At 39.2% G+C, this 19,846-nt stretch carries 13 protein-coding genes and 2 pseudogenes; 11 read left to right on the top strand and 4 right to left on the bottom strand.

Annotation, left to right across the window (positions count from 1 at the left end; translation table 11 throughout):
- From TY21_RS11700 to TY21_RS09760, 6 genes and pseudogenes are all read left to right on the top strand, one after another.
- Entirely contained in the window at positions 1-126 is a 126-nt protein-coding gene (locus TY21_RS11700; RefSeq protein WP_255501499.1) for a hypothetical protein, read from the top strand.
- A gap of 113 nt (positions 127-239) precedes the next feature.
- Positions 240-1,706 carry a leucine-rich repeat domain-containing protein gene (locus TY21_RS09770; RefSeq protein ID WP_197725061.1) on the top strand — a complete coding sequence of 489 codons (1,467 nt, stop codon included), beginning with the start codon at positions 240-242 and terminating at the stop codon, positions 1,704-1,706.
- A 99-nt stretch (positions 1,707-1,805) separates the two neighbouring features.
- The gene (locus TY21_RS09765; RefSeq protein WP_130589685.1) at positions 1,806-3,425 is read left to right on the top strand and encodes a leucine-rich repeat domain-containing protein; all 1,620 of its coding nucleotides are present in this window, start codon (positions 1,806-1,808) and stop codon (positions 3,423-3,425) included.
- Positions 3,426-3,521: 96 nt separating this feature from the next.
- Positions 3,522-3,710: pseudogene (locus TY21_RS11990) on the top strand (leucine-rich repeat domain-containing protein); the annotation flags it as partial.
- Between the two features lie 166 nt (positions 3,711-3,876).
- Positions 3,877-4,002, top strand: a complete 126-nt coding sequence (locus TY21_RS11695) for a hypothetical protein (protein ID WP_255350933.1) — start codon at positions 3,877-3,879, stop codon at positions 4,000-4,002.
- An 85-nt stretch (positions 4,003-4,087) separates the two neighbouring features.
- Positions 4,088-5,002: pseudogene (locus tag TY21_RS09760) on the top strand (IS982 family transposase).
- Between the two features lie 289 nt (positions 5,003-5,291).
- Here TY21_RS09760 and TY21_RS09755 read toward each other — a convergent pair.
- Entirely contained in the window at positions 5,292-6,725 is a 1,434-nt protein-coding gene (locus TY21_RS09755; protein WP_042242288.1) for an F-box protein, read from the bottom strand.
- 601 nt (positions 6,726-7,326) lie between these two features.
- On the opposite strand from TY21_RS09755, the gene TY21_RS09750 reads away from it, so the two are divergent.
- From TY21_RS09750 to TY21_RS09735, 4 genes are all read left to right on the top strand, one after another.
- Positions 7,327-8,586, top strand: a complete 1,260-nt coding sequence (locus tag TY21_RS09750; RefSeq protein ID WP_042242285.1) for an exo-beta-N-acetylmuramidase NamZ domain-containing protein — start codon at positions 7,327-7,329, stop codon at positions 8,584-8,586.
- Between the two features lie 112 nt (positions 8,587-8,698).
- A complete protein-coding gene (gene groES / locus TY21_RS09745; RefSeq protein ID WP_039386337.1) occupies positions 8,699-8,992 on the top strand; it encodes a co-chaperone GroES in 294 nt (97 codons plus the stop codon).
- A gap of 36 nt (positions 8,993-9,028) precedes the next feature.
- A complete protein-coding gene (groL, locus tag TY21_RS09740; RefSeq protein WP_042242282.1) occupies positions 9,029-10,696 on the top strand; it encodes a chaperonin GroEL in 1,668 nt (555 codons plus the stop codon).
- A gap of 74 nt (positions 10,697-10,770) precedes the next feature.
- Positions 10,771-11,025: an FmdB family zinc ribbon protein gene (locus tag TY21_RS09735; RefSeq protein WP_039386352.1), complete on the top strand. Its 255-nt coding sequence runs from the start codon at positions 10,771-10,773 to the stop codon at positions 11,023-11,025.
- A gap of 419 nt (positions 11,026-11,444) precedes the next feature.
- Here TY21_RS09735 and TY21_RS09730 read toward each other — a convergent pair whose 3' ends face one another.
- Positions 11,445-12,284, bottom strand: a complete 840-nt coding sequence (locus tag TY21_RS09730) for a 50S ribosomal protein L11 methyltransferase (protein WP_052354579.1) — start codon at positions 12,282-12,284, stop codon at positions 11,445-11,447.
- Between the two features lie 232 nt (positions 12,285-12,516).
- A complete protein-coding gene (der, locus tag TY21_RS09725) occupies positions 12,517-13,944 on the bottom strand; it encodes a ribosome biogenesis GTPase Der (protein WP_042242279.1) in 1,428 nt (475 codons plus the stop codon).
- A 115-nt stretch (positions 13,945-14,059) separates the two neighbouring features.
- On the opposite strand from der, the gene TY21_RS09720 reads away from it, so the two are divergent.
- Positions 14,060-15,928: a SulP family inorganic anion transporter gene (locus tag TY21_RS09720; RefSeq protein ID WP_042242299.1), complete on the top strand. Its 1,869-nt coding sequence runs from the start codon at positions 14,060-14,062 to the stop codon at positions 15,926-15,928.
- 159 nt (positions 15,929-16,087) lie between these two features.
- Here TY21_RS09720 and TY21_RS09715 read toward each other — a convergent pair whose 3' ends face one another.
- Positions 16,088-18,859 carry a hsp70 family protein gene (locus TY21_RS09715; RefSeq protein WP_042242276.1) on the bottom strand — a complete coding sequence of 924 codons (2,772 nt, stop codon included), beginning with the start codon at positions 18,857-18,859 and terminating at the stop codon, positions 16,088-16,090.
- Between the last annotated feature and the right edge of the window lie 987 nt (positions 18,860-19,846).

The following is a 19,846-nucleotide window of genomic DNA, read 5'->3' as shown; positions in this document are numbered from 1 at the left end:
ATGATTGAACTTCAAATTATAGCAACTCAAAAACATGCTACGTTTGGTGGGCCCAAAGCTGAGCAAAAACCTTCTATATCTAGCTATCGCCTACAAGGCACAGTAGCTTGCGCTCTAACAAGTTAGCTGATGCCCTCCTGGTGATAAGGATACGAATTCGTTTGACTTGCTTTTTTAATTTTTTTATATTGCCTTTAAAAATTAAAATGATAAAAGTTATCACTACCCCAGGAAATAAAATGCATCCTCTCTCTTCGGCCTCTATTGAAAGCTTGCCTAATGAGTTGCTGCTCCCTATCTTAGAGGCTTGCGCAGTTTCTTCCTTATTTAGCGTCTGTAAAAGATGGCATCATCTGCTGGCTTCTGAAGTGATGCCTTCTCTTTATAAACAAATAGCCCAGCTTCATTTCCCCCGGGGAAATGCCACTACCCAGCAAACTCTTATGTTAGCTAAAGTTTATCAACTCAATCCTATACTTACCTCTACTGAAAAAGCTTATCAAGTTTTTAAACAAGTTTTTACCTTAGCTAAATCTATTTCTCCTTTGGAATTTAAAGAGAAAACAGAAGAAAAAAGAGGCTTAACTCTGGCTAATTACTCTTCTTATCTCTTAAATATTAATCGCCTTTTACTTTGGAAAAAACTTCCTGGTGGGGAAGAATACTTGAACCGAGAAGAAATTAAGCACTTGCCTCTAGGAAAAAAAGGAGAGCTTCTTAAAGATTGGATTGAAGAAAATTGTAAAAACATCACGGCTTTGGATTTATCTAAAGCAGGCTTGACTTATTTACCCACAGAAATAGGCCAATTGTCTCAGCTGCAAAAGCTTAACTTAATAGAAAACCAGCTCACCACTCTGCCTACAGAAATCCGGCAATTGTCTCAGCTGCAAAGGATTGGTTTAAGCCAAAACCAGCTCACCGCTCTGCCTGCAGAAATCGGGCAATTGTCTCAGCTGCAACTGCTTTACTTAAGTCAAAACCAGCTCACCGCTCTGCCTGCAGAAATCGGGCAATTGTCTCAGCTGCAAGTGCTTTACTTAAATCAAAACCAGCTCACCGCTCTGCCTACAGAAATCAGGCAATTGTCTCAGCTGCAAACGTTTGATTTAAGCCAAAACCAGCTCACCAATCTGCCTGCAGAAATTGGGCAGCTGTCTGAGCTACAATGGCTTAACTTAAATCAAAACCAGCTCTCCAGCCTTCCTGGAGAAATCGAGCAACTGTCTGAGCTGCAAGAGCTTTACTTAAACAACAACCAGCTTACCAGCCTTCCTGCAGAAATCGGGCAGCTGTCTCAGCTGCGAGCGCTTAACTTAAATCAAAACCAGCTCACCAGCCTTCCTGCAGAGATAGGGCAGCTACCTCAGCTGCAAACGCTTAGCTTAGAAAATAACCAACTTACTTCTCTTCCTCAAGAAATAGGACAGCTACCTCAGCTGCAACTCCTTTACTTAAACAACAACCAGCTCACCAGTCTGCCTACAGAAATCGAGCGATTGTCTCAGCTGCGAGCGCTTTACTTAAACAACAACCAGCTCACCAGCTTGCCTGCAGAAATCGGGCAGTTGTCTCAGCTGACACGGCTTTACTTAAATCAAAACCAGCTCACCAGCCTGCCTGTAGAAATCGGGCAGCTGTCTAAGCTGCAAACGCTTGAATTAGCGGAAAATCCTTTGAAAGATATTGCAGAAAAAATAAGGTAGCGTTTTCATACGAATTCGTTTGACTTGCTTTTTTAATTTATTTATATTGCCTTTAAAAAATAAAAATGCTGAAAAGTTATCACTACCCAAGGAAATAAAATGCATCCTCTCTCCTCGACATCTATTGAAAGCTTGCCTAATGAATTGCTGCTTCCTATCTTAGAGGCTTGCGCAGTTCCTTCCTTATTTAGCGTCTGTAAAAGATGGCATTATCTGCTGGCTTCTGAAGTGATGCCTTCCCTTTATAAGAAAATAGCCCAGCTTCATTTCCGCAGGGGGAATGCCAATAGCCAGCGAACTCTTATGTTAGCTAAAGTTTATCAACTCAATCCTGGACTTACCTCTACTGAAAAAGTTTATCAAGTTTTTAAACAAGTTTTTACCTTAGCTAAATCTATTTCTCCTTTAGAATTTAAAGGGAAAACAGAAGAAAAAATAGGCTTAACGCTGGCTAATTACTCTTCTTATCTCTTAAATATTAATCGCCTTTTACTTTGGAAAAAACTTCCTGGTGGGGAAGAATACTTGAGCCGAGAAGAAATTAAGCACTTGCCTCTAGGAAAAAAAGGAGAGCTTCTTAGAAATTGGATTGAAGAAAATTGCAAAAACATCCTGGTTTTAAATTTATCTAAAGCAGGCTTGACTTACTTACCCCCAGAAATAGGCCAGTTATCTCAGCTGCAAGAGCTTAACTTAAATCAAAACCATCTCACCGCTCTGCCTGCAGAAATTTGGCAACTGTCTCAGCTACAATGGCTTCAATTAAGCCAAAACCATCTCACCGCTCTGCCTGCAGAAATCGGTCAACTGTCTCAGCTACAATGGCTTCAATTAAGCCAAAACCATCTCACCGCTCTGCCAGCAGAAATCGGCCAATTGTCTCAGCTGCAAACGCTTGATTTAAGCCAAAACCAGCTCACCAGCCTTCCTGCAGAAATAGGTCAATTGTCTCAGCTGCAAGAGCTTTACTCAAATCAAAACCAGCTCACCAACCTTCCTGCAGAAATCAGGCAGCTGTCTCAGCTGCAAACGCTTTACTTACATCAAAACCATCTCACCGCTCTGCCTGCAGAAATCGGGCAGCTGTCTCAGCTGCAAACGCTTTACTTACATCAAAACCAGCTCATCAGCCTTCCTGCAGAAATCGAGCAGCTGTCTGAGCTGCAAGGGCTTTACTTAAATCAAAACCAATTCACCAGCCTTCCTAGAGAAATCGGGCAACTGTCTGAGCTGCAAGAGCTTTACTTAAACAACAACCAGCTTACCAGCCTTCCTGCAGAAATCGGGCAGCTGTCTCAGCTGCGAGCGTTTAACTTAAATCAAAACCAGCTCACCAGCCTTCCTGCAGAAATCGAGCACTTGTCTCAGCTTACCAAGCTTGAATTAAAACAAAACCAGCTCACCAGTCTGCCTACAGAAATCGGGCGATTGTCTCAGCTTACCAAGCTTGAATTAAAACAAAACCAGCTCACCAGTCTGCCTACAGAAATCGGGCGATTGTCTCAGCTGCGAGCGCTTAACTTAAATCAAAACCAGCTCATCAACCTTCCCGCAGAAATCGGACAGCTACCTCAGCTGCAACGGCTTTACTTAAATCACAACCAGCTCACCAGCCTGCCTGCAGAAATTGGGCGGCTGTCTAAGCTGCAAACGCTTGAATTAGCGGAAAATCCTTTGAAAGATATCGCCGAGAAAATAAGGCAGCGTTTTCAATTGTAGAATGGCCGTAAGTACTTCTTAAATCGGAGTGGCTAAAATGAAATAAAAAATTTTTAGCCATCTCATCTTTAAACAAGTAATCCGCACTTAAATCATAACCATCTCACCAGTCTTCCTGCAGAGATAGGTCAGTTTTCTCAGCTGCAATTCCTTAACTTAGAGAACAACCAGCTTACCTCCCTTCCGACACAGATGGAGCAGCTATCTGAACGGTTAGATCTTAAGTTAAACGGAAATCCGCTGGAGAACATCTCAGATGAAGTTAAGCAGCGCTTTAGGATGTAACTGAAAAGCTAATTATCTTTACCATCTATAGCATTGAAAAGACAAAATAATATACTCAGAAGGTTTTAAGGATATAGAGGTAAGCGGCCACGGGGGTTATCAATTATTTTCTGATAAGTAAGACAAATTCTAGAGTTTATATTTACTTAATCATATATTGAATAGTATGCAATCTTCATATGAGCAGCTATTTGCAGAGAATGCAGAGCTAAGAGCCGAAAATGCGCATTTAAAAGCGGGGGTAAATAGATTAGAAAAGTTAATCAACGCGAGTTATCGGATAAGGAAATAGTTGAAAAAAGACCTTCACATGTTTTAAAAATATTTTGTACTAAAAAAGCTTAAAGCATGGAAGGTCAAAATGATTGAAAAAAGATATCCACTTATTAATCCACATTTTTTGCGGTGTAGATGATTTTTGTAAACAATTTGAGGTTAAATGACACACAACATGGGTTGAAAGCCACTTAAAACCACTCATTGGAAAAGCAATAAAAGAAATAGAGGGTCAAAATTATCATTAAGTGAAGCGATGATTATTGCCATCATGTTTCATAAAAGTGACTACACAACGTTTAAAGATTACTCTATGCGACAGGTCATTCCCTCGCTGCAGAAATATTTTCCTCATGTTCTTTCCTATAATAAGTTCCTCACTCTAATGAAAACATGCTTGTTTTCTCTTTTTGTTTATTCACAAGCTTGTTTAGGAGAGTGTACAGGCATTTCTTTCATTGATTCCACTCTATTAGCAGTATGCCACACCCGTCGCATCCACTCCCATCCTAGTTTTTAAAAAAATAGCAAAAAGGGGAAAAACTTCTACAGGGTACTTTTATGGATTCAAATTACATTTAATTATTAATGATAAAGGAGAAATCCTTGCTTATATGTTAATCCCAGGAAATGTGGAGACCCAAGTCCCTGTCTCTGATCTTTCTAAGAACATTTTTGGCAAAATGTTTGCCGACAAGTGATATATATCACATCAGTTACCTATCAAGCTCTACGACAAGGGCTTAGAAATTATTACTAGGCTTAGAAAAAATATAAAAAACAAGCTAATGTCACTGGTAGATAGGATTTTATTAAGAAAGCGAGGCATCATTGAAAGCGTTAACAATAAATTGGAAAACTCTTGTCAAATCGAACATCCTCGACATCGCAGCCCTTGGGATTTTTTTGTCAATCTAATCAGCGGAATAGCGGCCTATGCTTATGAACCCTGTAAGCCCTGCATTCAATTTACTTCTGCGGAAAAACAAAAGTTAATGAGTTGGCTTACAGTTTAAGGCATGATTTGAAGCAGCTTTAAATTGTTTTCTTATCCGATAACTCGCGTTAATCTCTTGCTCCTTGTCCTTTTCTTGCTGAAAAAGCTAGCATCTCATATAAGACAGCAAAAAAGGAAGTGCCAGCGGCTATTCGAGGATATGAGGAAAAGCTTAAAAATTTAAGAGTTGAATTACAATTTAAAGCCACCTAGCAGCTAACGAAACAGATAAGGAATATTCCTGAGGAAGAAACAAATTTTCCTGCCTTGCAAATGTTTTTGATCAAACGCCTTAGGCCTCTAACATCCTAACTGAAGAGGAAAGGTGCAAGATAAACAAGCGTATCTTTATGCTTATCATTACTTTGGGAAATACTTCCCTTTTTCTGACTGATGATTCCATCAAAATTCCATTGCTCTAGCCAGCCATCGGTATCACAACTGGCTAAGCTGCGTTTACTAGAATAAAAGCTTCTCAATTTGGCAATTACCTCTTTAGGTTCTCCTGGCCGCTTAACATAGAGGTGTTTCCCATCTAGATCGGTAAAAGAAAGTGGGTGCACTTCAAAGAAGAAGTCTAGATTAGCCGCAGTAATACAGTACTCTTTGCCTACCTGAAGAAATCTAATAGCACGAAAAGTCATCAGTTTCTCTCTTATAAATTTTCCATTAGCAGACTCATAACAGGCAATTGTTCCATCGCTAAACCCGACCACTAATTGGCTTTGATTATAGTCGCAAACCGTAAGCTTAACTTGCTTTTTCTTGAGATACTTATCTGAAGGTAAAGGCTCAAGCTCTCCTTCATATATTTTGGATCCATTTTCTGTATTCCATACTCGATACTCTCTTTTAGAGCCATTGTTCCATAACATCATCACTTGAGAATCATCAAACAGGCATAGCTCTTTAAGGGGTAATTCGATAATCTTACCTTCTAAAGAAATAAGCTGATCAGAAGGTAAGGAGGTAAAGTATCCCCCTAAATCTTTAAGAAGGTAAAGTGAACCATCTATACAATGAATCAAGGCTTGATTATCACGGCAGTCCATGCAAAGAATGGGATAGGCAAAAGATGTTTTTATCTCATGCCTCTCTGCTGTTGCTATATTAATTACCTTAATCTTTTTGCGTTCAGGCAGAAGAAGAAGAAGAAAGTTTTGCTCAAAATAGGCTTGCTCAAATGCTCCTAGGAAACATAGGGCTTGCTTAGCTCTAGGCTCATTGTCTTTCCAACGGTAGAGATAGCCCTCGGTAGTAAGCAAGTGAAGATGGTTGCTTTTCCAATGGATTAGATGGGCATGCTTATCCTTTAAATTATCAAAAATCAGCCTACCTGTCTTTCTGTTCAGTTTATAGAGCTGGGCTGTCCCCGCTGTCATTTTCAAAAAGGCTAGATCTTTCTTGACCTTTAATTCTAAAATCTCTGGGGAGCCAGTCAGAGGAAGCTTATGCATCTGATGATGAAAATATTCAGGAGAAAAAGAGGAGCGCAGCTTTCCAGGAACATACTTTTTCTTATAAATCTTTTTCCAGCCGAAGCGGGAAGTTTTAATTTGGGTAAGGTTGCTCCAGCGACGAAAAAATAGCTTTTTCCATAAAAAAGAGTCTTCTGCTAGCTGCTTCCATGGCTTACTAACTAAAGCAGCCATGCCTAAATCTTTTTCTGGCAATAAACTAAAGATAGCTACTTGTAGCTCAGTAGGTAGGTGATTAAAGCTAGGATTGAAATTTACTCCCATCGCTTTTTTCCTTTTTCATTCAAATTAATGTTAAAAAATCACACAGAGAAATTATTAAATAATTACTTATTAAGAAGCATACTATAAAAGAGATATTAGCATCAAATAATAATGATCTATATATACAATCATTAAACATCATCCATCTAATTGCCCTGTTAGGTTAAAAGCATAAAGCTACTCAGGATCTTTAATTGGCTAAGAAAATTTTGTGTACGCGGCCAACAGTGGTGTTAGAAAAGATTATAGGGATAAATTTCAGATGATCAGATCAATGATAAAAAGCTCTTCAGGCTTATTGGCAGCAGAATAAGCTGATTCTTAAGCACAAATAGACGATTAAGCGTCCGGGTTTTTGAAAAAAGAATAAGTTTAGAAATGACCTTTAAAAAAAAAGCAAAAGCGAGATGAAAATGATTTTCTTATCCCCTTTATAAATTCTGATTAAGTTCTGCTTTTGAGCCCCTGAATTTTAGTTAATACTCCTGCATGTATCCTTCATTAGGAAAGGTAGAAAAGAAACTTTTAGGATTTTTATTGCTTACTTTGTATATTCTATTTCACTTGCCTTTTTTAAACCCTTAGATATCCTTGCTTAAATATGCGCTATTTTCTCTCCTTGATTATCTTTGTTAATTTTTTAGTTAATTATTTACAAGCAGCTCCGACTCCGCAAGTTCAGGTTGGTGCAGATCTTTTATTTACAAAAGATTACGTTCACCTACTTAAAAACAAAAGAATTGGGTTAATTACTAACCATACTGCTGTCAACAGCCAAATGAAATCCACTGCTTCTTTGCTCCAATCTCATGCCAAGCAATACGATTTTATTCTTGCTGCTCTTTTTGCTCCCGAACATGGGATCACAGGTTCTGCCCATGCCGCTGAATTTATAAAAGATGAAAAGGACTCTGCTGGTATTCCTATTTTTAGCCTGCACGGTGCCACGCGTCGCCCAACAGATAAAATGCTCGCCCAGCTAGACCTACTTCTTTACGATATTCAGGATATTGGGTCACGCTCTTATACTTATATCACCACCTTATTTTACGTAATGGAGGAGGCAGCAAAACGTCAAATCCCTGTCATTGTTCTTGATCGTCCTAATCCTATTAATGGTAGGGTGATTGATGGTCCTTTGCTAGAAGAGAAATGGCGCTCGATAGTAGGCTACATTAATGTTCCTTATTGCCATGGAATGACAGTCGGTGAACTGGCGCGCTATTTTAATGATCAATCCAAAGTAGGTTGTCAGCTTGAAGTCATTCCTATGCGAGGATGGCATAGGAACATGACTTTTCAAGACACAGGCCTTCCGTGGATTCCTACCAGTCCTTATATTCCTGAAGCCACCACGGCTTATTACTATCCTGTGACAGGCATCTTAGGAGAATTACAAATAGTAAATACTGGCATAGGCTATACCCTTCCTTTTAAAGTCCTGGGAGCTCCCTGGATTGATGCTAAGATCTTTGCTCATCACCTCAATAGCCAAAAATTTCCAGGCGTTTACTTTGAACCTTTTTACTACCGTCCTTTCTATGGAAGGTTTGCTAATGAGGAGTGTAAAGGTGTCATCATTATTATAACTAACCATTTAATATATAAGCCTGTAAGCACTCAATATCTACTTATTGGAATCCTTAAAAGCCTCTATCCAAAAGAATTTAAAGAAGCTTTAGCTAATTCACAGGATCGTAAGGCAATGTTTTGTAAAGTTAATGGGACAGACAAAGTTTATCAGATTATAAAAGAAGAAAAAAATATTGTCTGGAAGTTGCGTAGCCTTCATGAAAAAGAAAGAGAAGCATTTGCCCATCAAAGAAAAAAATATTTAATTCCTTCCTACGCAGAAGATTAGCACTCTCATAAACAAACTGCTAAAAACCTTTATCCTTCTATTGACAAAAATTACACTAAAACCTAGAATCCGTATCTCCCTAAACAATTTTTCTAAACAGGAGCACTGTGCTATGACAAAAATAAAACCTCTTGGTAATCGCGTTTTAATTAAACGTTCCAAACCTCAGCCTACCAAAGGTGGTATCCTACTGCCAGACTCAGCACAAGAAAAACCAAAAGAAGGAGTGATTGTAGCTGTCGGTCCTGGTAAATTAAACGATGAAGGACAAAGAGAGCCCCTTAATGTACAAGTGGGTGATCGCATTTTATTCAGCTCATATGCTGGGACTGAGATCAAAAATAGTGATGAAGAAGATGAGCTTCTAATCATGTCTGAAGATGATATACTTGGTGTTCTTGCTTAACTGTGATTTCTATTCAAACTTTATGGAGCTCTACTTATGCCAAAACTATTACAATTTAACGAAGAAGCTTTAAAGTCCATCCTTAAGGGTGTGCGGACTTTAGCTAAAGCAGTCAAAGTAACCTTGGGTCCCAAAGGACGCAATGTGGTGATCAACAAAGGCTTTGGCTCTCCACTATCTACTAAAGACGGAGTAACCGTTGCTAAAGAAATTACTTTGAAAGACAAATTTGAAAATATGGGCGCACAACTTGTTAAAGAAGTGGCCTCTAAAACTTCCGATATAGCTGGCGATGGAACGACTACAGCCATTGTGCTTGCTGAAGCTCTTTTTAGTGCTGGTGTTAAAAATGTGACTGCTGGTGCCAACCCTATGGCAATCAAGCGAGGCATGGATCAAGCAGTGAATGTAACTTGCCAAGCTTTAGATCAACTAGCTTGTCCTATTAATACTCCCGAAGAAGTCAAGCAAATTGCTACCATTTCTGCTAACAATGATAGTAGCATAGGTGCCATTATTGCCGAAGCTATGGAAAAAGTTGGCAAAGATGGTATTATTTCAGTAGCCGAAGCCAAAGGTATTGAAACCACATTAGATGTGGTCGAAGGCATGCAATTTGATAAAGGCTATCTGTCTCCTTATTTTGTTTCTAACCCAGAAAACATGACGGTAGAATTATCCAACGCGGCTATCTTAATTACCGATAAAAAATTATCTACAGTTAAAGATGTAGTGCCTTTTCTAGAAAAAGTGATGGAACAAGGAACAAGGCCTCTTCTTATTATTGCTGATGATGTAGATGGAGAAGCTTTAGCCACTTTAGTTGTCAATAAACTTAAAGCCGGACTTCCCATTTGTGCCGTTAAAGCACCAGGATTTGGAGATCGTCGTAAGGCTATGCTTGAAGATATGGCTATTCTTACCGGAGCGACGTTAGTTTCAGAAGAAACAGGTCTTCGCATTGATCAAGTAGATAGCGAAGTTTTAGGACACGCTAAGACAATTAAAGTTTCTAAAGAAGAAACAGTGATTATTGATGGAGCTGGTGAGCTGAAAAAGATTAAAGAAAGAGAAAATCAGATTAAAGCCCAGATCAATCATCCAGCTGTCTCAACTTATGACAAAGAAAAACTTGAAGAACGCTTAGCAAAATTAGTAGGCGGAGTGGCTGTCATCAATGTAGGAGCAGCTACAGAAACGGAACTTAAAGAGAAAAAAGCTCGGGTGGAAGATGCCCTTCATGCAACGCGCGCAGCAGTAGCAGAAGGAATTGTTCCAGGAGGAGGAGTGGCTCTTTTACGTGCTATCAAGAGCTTAGAGTCACTTAAGTTACCTAGCGATGAAGCGATCGGGGTAAATTTAGTCCTTCAAGCTGCTTATGCACCAGCCACGGCTATTGCCAATAATTGTGGCAAGCAAGGTAATTTAATTGCCGAGAAAGTCTATGAATTTAAGGGAGCCTTAGGATACAACGGCTTAACCGACGAGTTCACAGATTTGATTAAAGCAGGCGTAATCGATCCTGTACGTGTAACTAAAACGGCTTTGATTAACGCCTCTTCGATAGCCTCTCTCCTTTTAACTACTGCTGCAATGATTACCGATAAACCAAAGCCTAAATCTGCTATGACCGGGGCTCCTGGTATGGGCGATATGGGTGGCATGGGTGGTATGGGTGGTATGGGTGGCATGGACATGATGTAAAAATACCAGCTAAAAAGTCTTAACCTAACCGGAAGTCAGCAATGTTGGCTTCCGGATTATTTCATGGAGTAATTATGCCTACCTATGCCTATCATTGTACAAGTTGTAATGCTAATCATGAAACTTTTCAAAAGATTAGCGAAGAACCCATAAAAATATGCCTATCTTGTGGAAAGCCTACCTTGCAAAGGGGCCCAGGAGGAGGAATTGGATTAGCATTCAAAGGAAAAGGATTTTACATTAACGATTACGGAAAAGGCGCCTCTTCTGGGGAAGAAAAAGCTTCTGGCCCAGATAACTGCGCCTGCGGCAAAAATAAATGCGAATAAAAAAAGAGCTTATTCACTTAAAACCCTCCTAGGGGCCTCTACTGAAAGCTCTTCGCATTCTCCGATAGGGTCGGCAACTTTTTTGTAAAACATTACGATCTTTTTCTAGGTATCTAATTTTTAGAGAATACTAAGAAAAACCTATAAAAGGCTTTAGCCTCCAAAGTTTGAGCTTTTAAAGCCTAAACTCTTTTAAAAATTTAATCCGGCTCTACAGCCTACAATTACAACTCTAACAAATTTCTTTTTTCCCGGAAGAAACAAGACAATTTTATTAGTTAAAAGCTTTAATTTAATAACAACCCTCCCACCTCTCCTTCCTGTAGGAATATGATAGCTAATTGAGCCGCTAGATTTAAATGAGAGCTTTTTAGAGAATGCTTCAAAGGAAATAAAGCTGGATTCTCCTAAGATAAAAGTTAAGGCTTGCGAATTTCAAATTGTAGACTTACCCACCCTTGTTCCTCCTGCTCTTTAAGCACTTTCCACCCCCAAGCTTGGGCTAAATGAAGGTAATCATGCTTTTGCTCAGATAAGATACCTGATACTAGGCAAATATCATGGTGACCATGGAGACATTTTAATGCCTCCCAAGCATTCTGCTGCTCAGCCATAATCATATTCATTAAGATTACAGGCGGTGCAGAGAGAGAAGAGATTATAAAATCCTGAGGGAGGCTAATGGTTACCTTATCCTGCATCTTATTTAGCAGAGCATTTTCTCGGGAATGCTTTAAAGCCTTAGGATCAATATCCAGAGCATACACATGTTTTGCCCCTAAAGCGACTGAACATAAAGCTAATACCCCACTGCCGCAGCCAATATCTACGACCTCTTTCCCCCATACATTATCATTTAACATATCCACTATTAATCGGGTAGTAGGATGAGAAAGGTCCCCAAAGCCAGCTCCCGGAATAAGTTTAAGCTGCTTCCCGTAAGAAGAGCAGGCATACGGTAAATCAATATGCACGCAGCCGTCATAAAAATTAAGACCATAGGCTTCCCATTGTGATTGCCAATCAATTTCTCCTAGCTCACTAGGCTCAGCAAATTGAATGAAAGGGAAAAGGTTCAGTAAAGACTTAACTGTCGGCTCATTTTCAGCCAAAATATAAATACGAGGAAAAGCTTTAAAATCTTCTTCCATATAAAGAGGGGTTAAGCCTGCCTCTTGCAACGATTCCCATGCTTCATCTAAAGAGGTTTCATTTTTAACATGTAAAGCAAAACATGGAAAAAGCTTCATATCATTCATGAGCTAACCTGGAAAGTCTGTTTACTTAGTTTTTCTTCAGAAAGCATTTATCTCCCCTCTCCTCTTTTTAATCTAGAGGTAATCACAACTCACAGAGAGTGGTTAAGCAAATACGCCTCTTCATAAAGGTTTAGAGCTTGATTAAAAATTATTTTAAAAGCCATCAGCTATAAATAAAGGGTAAAGGACTGAAAGAAGCTTTCTATTTTAAAATTATTGGATAACAAGAAACTTATAGGGTGTTTTCTTCTTCTTCAAAATCCTCGTAAGCCTGTACGATTTCATCATCTTCTTGATACTTTTCCTGAGGTTGAAGCTGACTTTTGGCCTTTCGTTCAGAGAAAGTAGTTTTTTTCTTTCCTTTTACATACAGCTCTAAAGGAACGCCTACGAATCCATAAGTTTCCCGGAACTGATTATAAAGATACTTCTTATAACTTTCACTCATCAGGTTAGGATAATTAACAAAGAGGATAAACTTGGGCGGCTGTACATCCACTTGCGCCATATAGTAAATCCTTAAGCGTTTACCGCCAATCATGGGAGGATGATTCTTCTGTAGCGCACTTTCAATAAATTTATTAAGCTGATGCGTAGGAATACGTTTTAAAGAATGTTCTTGCACGCTTTTAATTTCTTCAAAAAGCTTTTCAACATTTCTTCCCGTGGTAGCCGACATAAAGATCTTAGGACAATGACTTAAAAAAGAAACCTCGTCATTGATGTCTTTTAAACAATGTTCCATACGAAATCCTTTAACCAGATCCCATTTATTAAATACCAGAATACATCCTTTGCCACTTTCTTCGATTTTATTAGCAATCTTCTTATCCTGTACGGTCATACCCTGTTGGGCATCTAACATCAGCACACAAATATCTGCGCGTTCTATAGCCCTTTCCGTACGAATAGCTGCAAATTTGTCTACCACTTCATGTTCAGCATGCTTACGACGTATACCAGCTGTATCGATTAAGCGAAAATGATCATCTTGGTGGGTTACAGAGACATCTATACTATCCCTAGTCGTACCTGGAATGGGACTCACAATGCAACGCTCTTCATCTAATAGAAAATTAATAAGTGAGGATTTCCCTACATTGGGACGCCCGACAATTGCTACTTTGGTAGCCAAATCCTCTTCTGCTTGCAAGTCGTCTTGCTCTAGGTCTTCAAAGGCTTCCTCTAAAAGCTCAGCCATATGCCAGCCTTGCGCAGCAGATACTGAAATCATCTTCTTGATTCCTAGAGAGTGAAATTCATGCAGGAGGTATTCTTGGGCTCCATTATCAATCTTATTGACAGCCAAGCAAACAGGTTTTTTAGTTTTTAGCAAAATTTTTGAAATTTCTTTATCTAACTTGGTAATTCCCAGATGAGCGTCTACTACCATTACAATTGTGTCCGCTTCTTCAATCGCTACTTCCGCTTGGCGTAAAATATGCTCATTAAAATCTGCGTGCGAATGGTAATCCATCCCGCCAGTATCGATTACTTCAAAAGCTCTGCCAAAAAACTCAGCTTGACTATACAAACGATCGCGTGTAATTCCTTCAGCTTCATCAACAATGGCGATCTTTTTTTTACAGATACGATTAAAAAGAGCGGATTTTCCTACGTTAGGTCGTCCTACAATAGCTAGTTTAGGTAAATGTGTCATAACTCTATCGATTTTAATGTTTAGTTGACAAATCATAACATTTTAAATGTTAAAAATAAATAGACTTTTCTATAAATTTAATTTAGTATACTTGTGTAAAAACAAATCTCTTTTTATGGGCGCCAATTACCTTTCAGATGACATCTCATTTTCTCTTTTAAAAAGGGAAATTTCCGCTTATTCTTGGAACACTTTCCGCAGTGATGCAATCGCTGCTCTAACCGTGGCCTTGATTACTTTGCCTCAAGCGATGGCAGCAGCTCTTCTTGCCGGCCTGCCTTTATCGAGTGGTCTTTTTGCAGCCATTTATTCCTCTATTTTAGCGAGTCTATTAGGATCTTCACCTCAACTTGTAGTAGGTCCTAGTAACGCCATTGCTATTTTGGTACAAGCAGGCACAGCAGAAGTTCTTTATCATCATTATCGTGAAGTAGTCGGAGTAGATCGCGATATTATTGCTCTGCAAATCCTAACGCAGTTAACCTTTTTAACCGGTTTTTTACAGATCGTAGCAGCAGGATGCAAGTTAGGAAGGCTTACCCAATTTGTCAGCTATACCGTTATTATAGGATATATTGTCGGCACTGCCCTTGCAATGGTAATTACTCAATCCTACGTTCTCCTAGGCCTCAGCTTCATGCCTGGCGTCCATTCACTTTATGAACGAGGAGCCTATCTTTTAGCTCAATGGCGTAGCATCCATATTCCTACGACTTTGATAGGAATGGCAAGCCTGGCCTTGCTTATTTTTTTAAGACGCACCAATCAGCGTATTCCAGCAGCTTTTCTCTCTTTAATCTTTGCTGCTGTAAGCGTTTATCTTTTACAGATCCCCGCTATTGGCAATTTTATTGATCATTTCTTTGCCTTTGATGCCCAGCAATCAGTGCATAAAATTCTTTTAGTAGAAGACACCGGGGAATTAAAAAATGCTATTCCTCATGTTAAGTTATTCTTTTTTAATACCGGTATTATGAATGAATTGCTTCCTGTCTCTTTTGCTATTGCGCTCTTAAGTATCATGGAAACCACTTCCACTTCCAAATCAATCGCTGCGGGAACAGGCCATGCCCTTTCAATCAATCAAGAGATTTTCGGGATTGGAATGGGTAACTTACTGGCCTCTTTTATTGGAGCTATGCCTATCTCAGGCAGTGCTTCCCGCAGTAACCTTAATGTTACCTTGGGAGCCAAAACACGCTTTGCTAGTATTATGAACTCATTAGTTGTTGCCTTATTGTTAGGAGCTTTTGTCTTTTTCATCACCAAGATTCCTTTAACAACTTTTGCTGCCATTTTATTAATCACTGCCGCCAATCTTGTAAATCCTAAACAATTCCTTGTATGCATGAAGGCGACTAATTCGGATGCCTTAGTTTTGTGGGCTACCATCTTATCATGCCTATTTTTTAGCCTAGATGTTGCCTTCTACATTGGTATCATCATCTCGATTACATTATATCTAAAAAAAGCAGCTATTCCACAACTAATCGAATATGATTTTGACCAGGCAGGTGAGCTTATTAACCTCGATAGATCTGGTGCTCATAAAGAAAAAAACATACGTTTCATCAAAGTAGAAGGAGAACTTTTCTTTGGGGCAGCTGATTTGTTTCAATCCACATTGAAGTCCATTACAGAAGATGATAACAAAACTAAAGTTATCATTTTACAACTTAAAAATGCGCGCGATATTGATGCCACTTCCTGCCTTGCCTTGCAACAGCTGAATAATTATCTTAAAAACTCAGAGCGCCACTTAATCACTTGCGGAATTACGCCTCCTTTATGGGATGTATTTTGTGCCTCAGGGATTATTGAATCGTTAGGTAAGGAAAACCTTTTTGTCTTTGATGAGCGGCAGCCTCAGCATCATATGTTAAAAGCTTTATCACGAGCCCATGAACTTGTCAGCCATTCATCAATTTCTCCTCCTTCCCCAGAAGTAGAAACGCTTTTTACAAGCTTACCGACTGCCCCCTAATTCAAAACAATCTATTTATTAATTACTTGCCCACCCAGGCCTTTTAATAAACAAGTTCTTTAAAAAGTTTGCATCATACTTAATAACATAAGTGCTTAGCTTCTCTTAAGCTTTATACTCGTTCGGCTTTGCTCCTTATGATAAAAAGTTTTTCTATCCCTATTTTTCTCTTTCTAAAATTAAGCCGGCAGGTAATTTCTCACCAAAAGCCTGCTCTTGCTCTTGTAAGGTTAAAGTAGCAGTTTGAGTCAACATTCTCTGCAAATGCTCATGTTGAGGAAGAAGAGAAAAAGTGTTCAAAATATTATCTAAAGTAGTTTGCGAAATATCTACTTCACGATGAGCCGTTTTCCTAGCTAATTGACCTAGAAGATGAGCTAATGGATCGTGGGGAGAAAGCTTAAGTAAAGATTCAATCCATCTAGAGCACTCCTCGCTGGGAACTACATAGGCTAGAGATCCATAGATTAAATGACGGGCTCCTATACGACCCAAAGCCCAATAATCTGCAGCCACTGCTTCATCAGCACAAATGCGGGTGAGAATGGCTAGTCCTATTTTTCTTTTTAGGGCCAGATCGAGCCATTCAAATGAAGCTAACGTTCTTATTTTTTCTGAATAAGAATAGATATCATTTTTACTTTTAAGAATAATTTTAGAAGTCTTATTAGGTAATAGGGTGGCCAGAATATCATTAGCTAACTGAATTTGCTGGCCTTTATTTAAACCACCCGCTATGCGGCGATAACAGATCCACTGTTGAATGAGGCATTCAAAAGACTTGGCTAACTTAAAATCTCCTAAAATAATCTTCCATAATTCTTTGATGCGAAAATCATCCAAAGGATAGCCAAAGCCAGGTCGCAGAAAAAAGCCTATCATATTCCACCAGCGTGGCTCAAGATCAGCAGAGGCTTTACGTTGATCAGCTAAGCTTAACAAGGTATCAAACAATCCTCTCAATAGGCTTAAAGGCCAATCTAGGCGTGCTCTATCTAAATAATTCTCCAATTTTTCCATCATTTTTTCTGCTTTAGTCGAGCTTGTAAATATTTCGCGAAGATACTCTTGAGATGACTTTAAATAGGAGGAATCAAAACTTTCATCCTGGCGTTTCGACTCTAAGGAGGAAACATTATTTTCTTGGCCTGATATCTGCCGTACTTGAAATTCTAAAGGCCAGCGATGCCCGGTTGTTGGCGATTGCAACCATACTTCTAATGTGCCGATAGCTGTCAGCTTTATATGAAGCTTTACAGGGATATTATCTAGGACACTTTCAGAGAGCTGCTTTTTCCCTACACGCAAAATGGTATGAATGGCAGGCATTGCCTGCAGTTCTTGATTATCGATCTCTATTATATCTCCCTTTTGGTCATCTAAACGCACTTGTGATGTATATAAGCTAAACGAGACGGGTACATTGGGCCGCAATGAAAAAGTATGTTCACATTGATAGCTTGCACCTTCTTCAGCTCCTCGAGGCAAAAGAGTCAAAGCTTGGTTTGAAACTGTACCATCAAATTTTTTAACATCAATTCCTAGATAATAGGTTTTGGGGATTCCACTAGCTATCCTTACTCCATAGCCTCGACGTACTTTTCCATAGTAAGCGGCTCCTCGGGCCACAGCTATATCAAGACCTACGCTTTCCAAAATTTTTGTTTGTGAGCCCGGATACCATCTTTCCAATGAGCATATAAGAGCTTGCTGAAAAATAGTAGGCTTCATGGAACCCCCATTAAAAAGAATGTAGTCAGGAGCTTTTTGAAACTGCGAGCGCTTTAAGAACGTAGCTAAATGTTTGGTGATAGAAGGCTCTTCTTCGTAGGGAAGGCCTACCATCCGAAATCCTGTAGACCTGCGTAATTGAAGAGCTTCTTCAAGAGAATATTGTGCAAAAAACCCATTTAATAATAAATGAGCCACTTCTTGGCGTTTAACCTGGATAGATAAGCTTCCTTTAACTACCGCAGACCCTGAACCTTGCAACAAAACTGTAAAATGATCTACAGCAGAGGCTGCATTTTCTAGCAAAGCTTCCTTAGCAGCTTTAGCTTGATGTTTCAGCTGCAGCCATTGAATAAGCTGGAAATCTCTTTTTCCATACTCATGAGATAGCCTTTCTTCAAGATAGTGGGCAAGAGCAATATCCATGTTATCACCCCCTAATAACAGATGATCACCTACAGCCCTACGGTTTAAAGTTAGCTCGCTTTTTCCTTGCTGCACTTCTATCAAACTAAAATCCGTAGTACCGCCTCCTACATCACAGACAAGGATAGTTTGTCCTGCCTGCATCTGTTGCTGCCATTGATTTTCATGTAAAGAGATCCAACTATAAAAAGCTGCTTGGGGTTCTTCAAGCAAGGTTAAATGAATAAATCCTGCCATCTTAGCAGCCTCAACAGTTAAACGTCTTGCTACTTCATCAAAAGAAGCAGGAACTGTCAGAACAATCTCTTGTTGTTCAAACTCTGCCTCAGGATTCGATTTAGCCATGAGGTAATTCCAGGCATGACGAATATGGTTCAAATAATGCGCTGTGGCCTCCAAGGGGCTGATTTTTTGATCCGCTTCACTAGCTTCAGGGGGAAGGATTTTATCATTTCTATTAGCAACTGAATAGCTTAGCCAGCTTTTAGCCGACTGAACAAGCCGCGTGGGGACCCTAGCTCCGTGTGCATGGGCAAAAAAGCCTACAAATGTGTCATTATTTTTTTTCCAAGGCAAATCTAAAGCTGCTCCTTGCCACTCCATGGGAGCTGAAAGATATACAAAAGAGGGTAAGGTATGGCGTAGTCCTATATAGCTGGGCCCCAGCAGCTGAGGTACAGCAAAAGATTGAATGGAAGCTTTGGGATGTTGAGTATCCACATATGAAATGCAACTATTTGTCGTTCCTAAATCAATTCCAATAATATATCTCATCTCTTATTTCTCCCGTTTAAAGCTAAAGCTTCCAAAAAACACTTTAAAAAAAGGACAGGCAAGTGGGGTCACACTTGCCCCCACCGCTTTGGTTAATATCTTAGCCATGGCATCTATTTAGACTCTTAGCTATCTCTTAAGTTTTAATTAGAGATGGCTCAAGACATTTTATTAGCCATTTTAAATAGGATATTCCTGCTTGCCTGAATTAATATTGATATAAAGCTATAAAGCGTAGGGTTTCTGCCATGGCCTAACGATTATTAATAAATCCTTGCAAATAGGGCAGGCTCACCTATGGGGAGCTAGCATGTGAGGCAAGGGTAGATTTTTTTTAAAAATCTATAGGTTTTATTGAAACCCTTTGATCACTTTCTAGTGAAGAGCCATGTTAGATAGCAAGACAAGTTAGAATTAATTTTAAAAACATTTTGCCAAATAACAGTTTAGCAGCTCTTTTATCTAGTAAGACCTATTAATCCTTTAAGGGTTAGCGAGGTAGACTACAATATGTTTAAAAAGACCTTCTAATACTCAAACAGAGAAAAAGCCACGTGTAACCTTCATTCACCCAGATTATTGAAGGGATTTAATCGCTCTTCAGAAACTTTTATCTCTTAAATTTAAAAGAAGCTGCACCCGATTTCTTTGCCCGTCCGATAATACAAAGCTACTTTATGTTCTGCTTTAGCCCAAACCGGCTCCCTACAGCAAGGGCAAGGCTTACCAAGCTTATAGCATCTTGTATTTCCTAGGAAATTTTACATTTTCTTTAGTACATTTGCAAATTGTAATTGAGAATTTTCTCTACCTTGGGACTTTTTTAGTATGAGGATAGTTAGATAAGCTACCTTTAGTTAAGAGAAATGCAAAAGAAAAATATGACATACAACAATTCATTCCATCGGCACACCTTCCAGGAAGGTAAAAAGTAGAATAGCAACTTATGCAAGGAAAAAGAATAAAAAATTTTATTTCATTTATTTC

The organism is Neochlamydia sp. S13, from assembly GCF_000648235.2.
Taxonomy (GTDB): domain Bacteria; phylum Chlamydiota; class Chlamydiia; order Chlamydiales; family Parachlamydiaceae; genus Neochlamydia.
The sequence above is the reverse complement of the archived record's forward strand: the minus strand, read 5'-3'. Positions and strand labels throughout refer to the sequence as shown.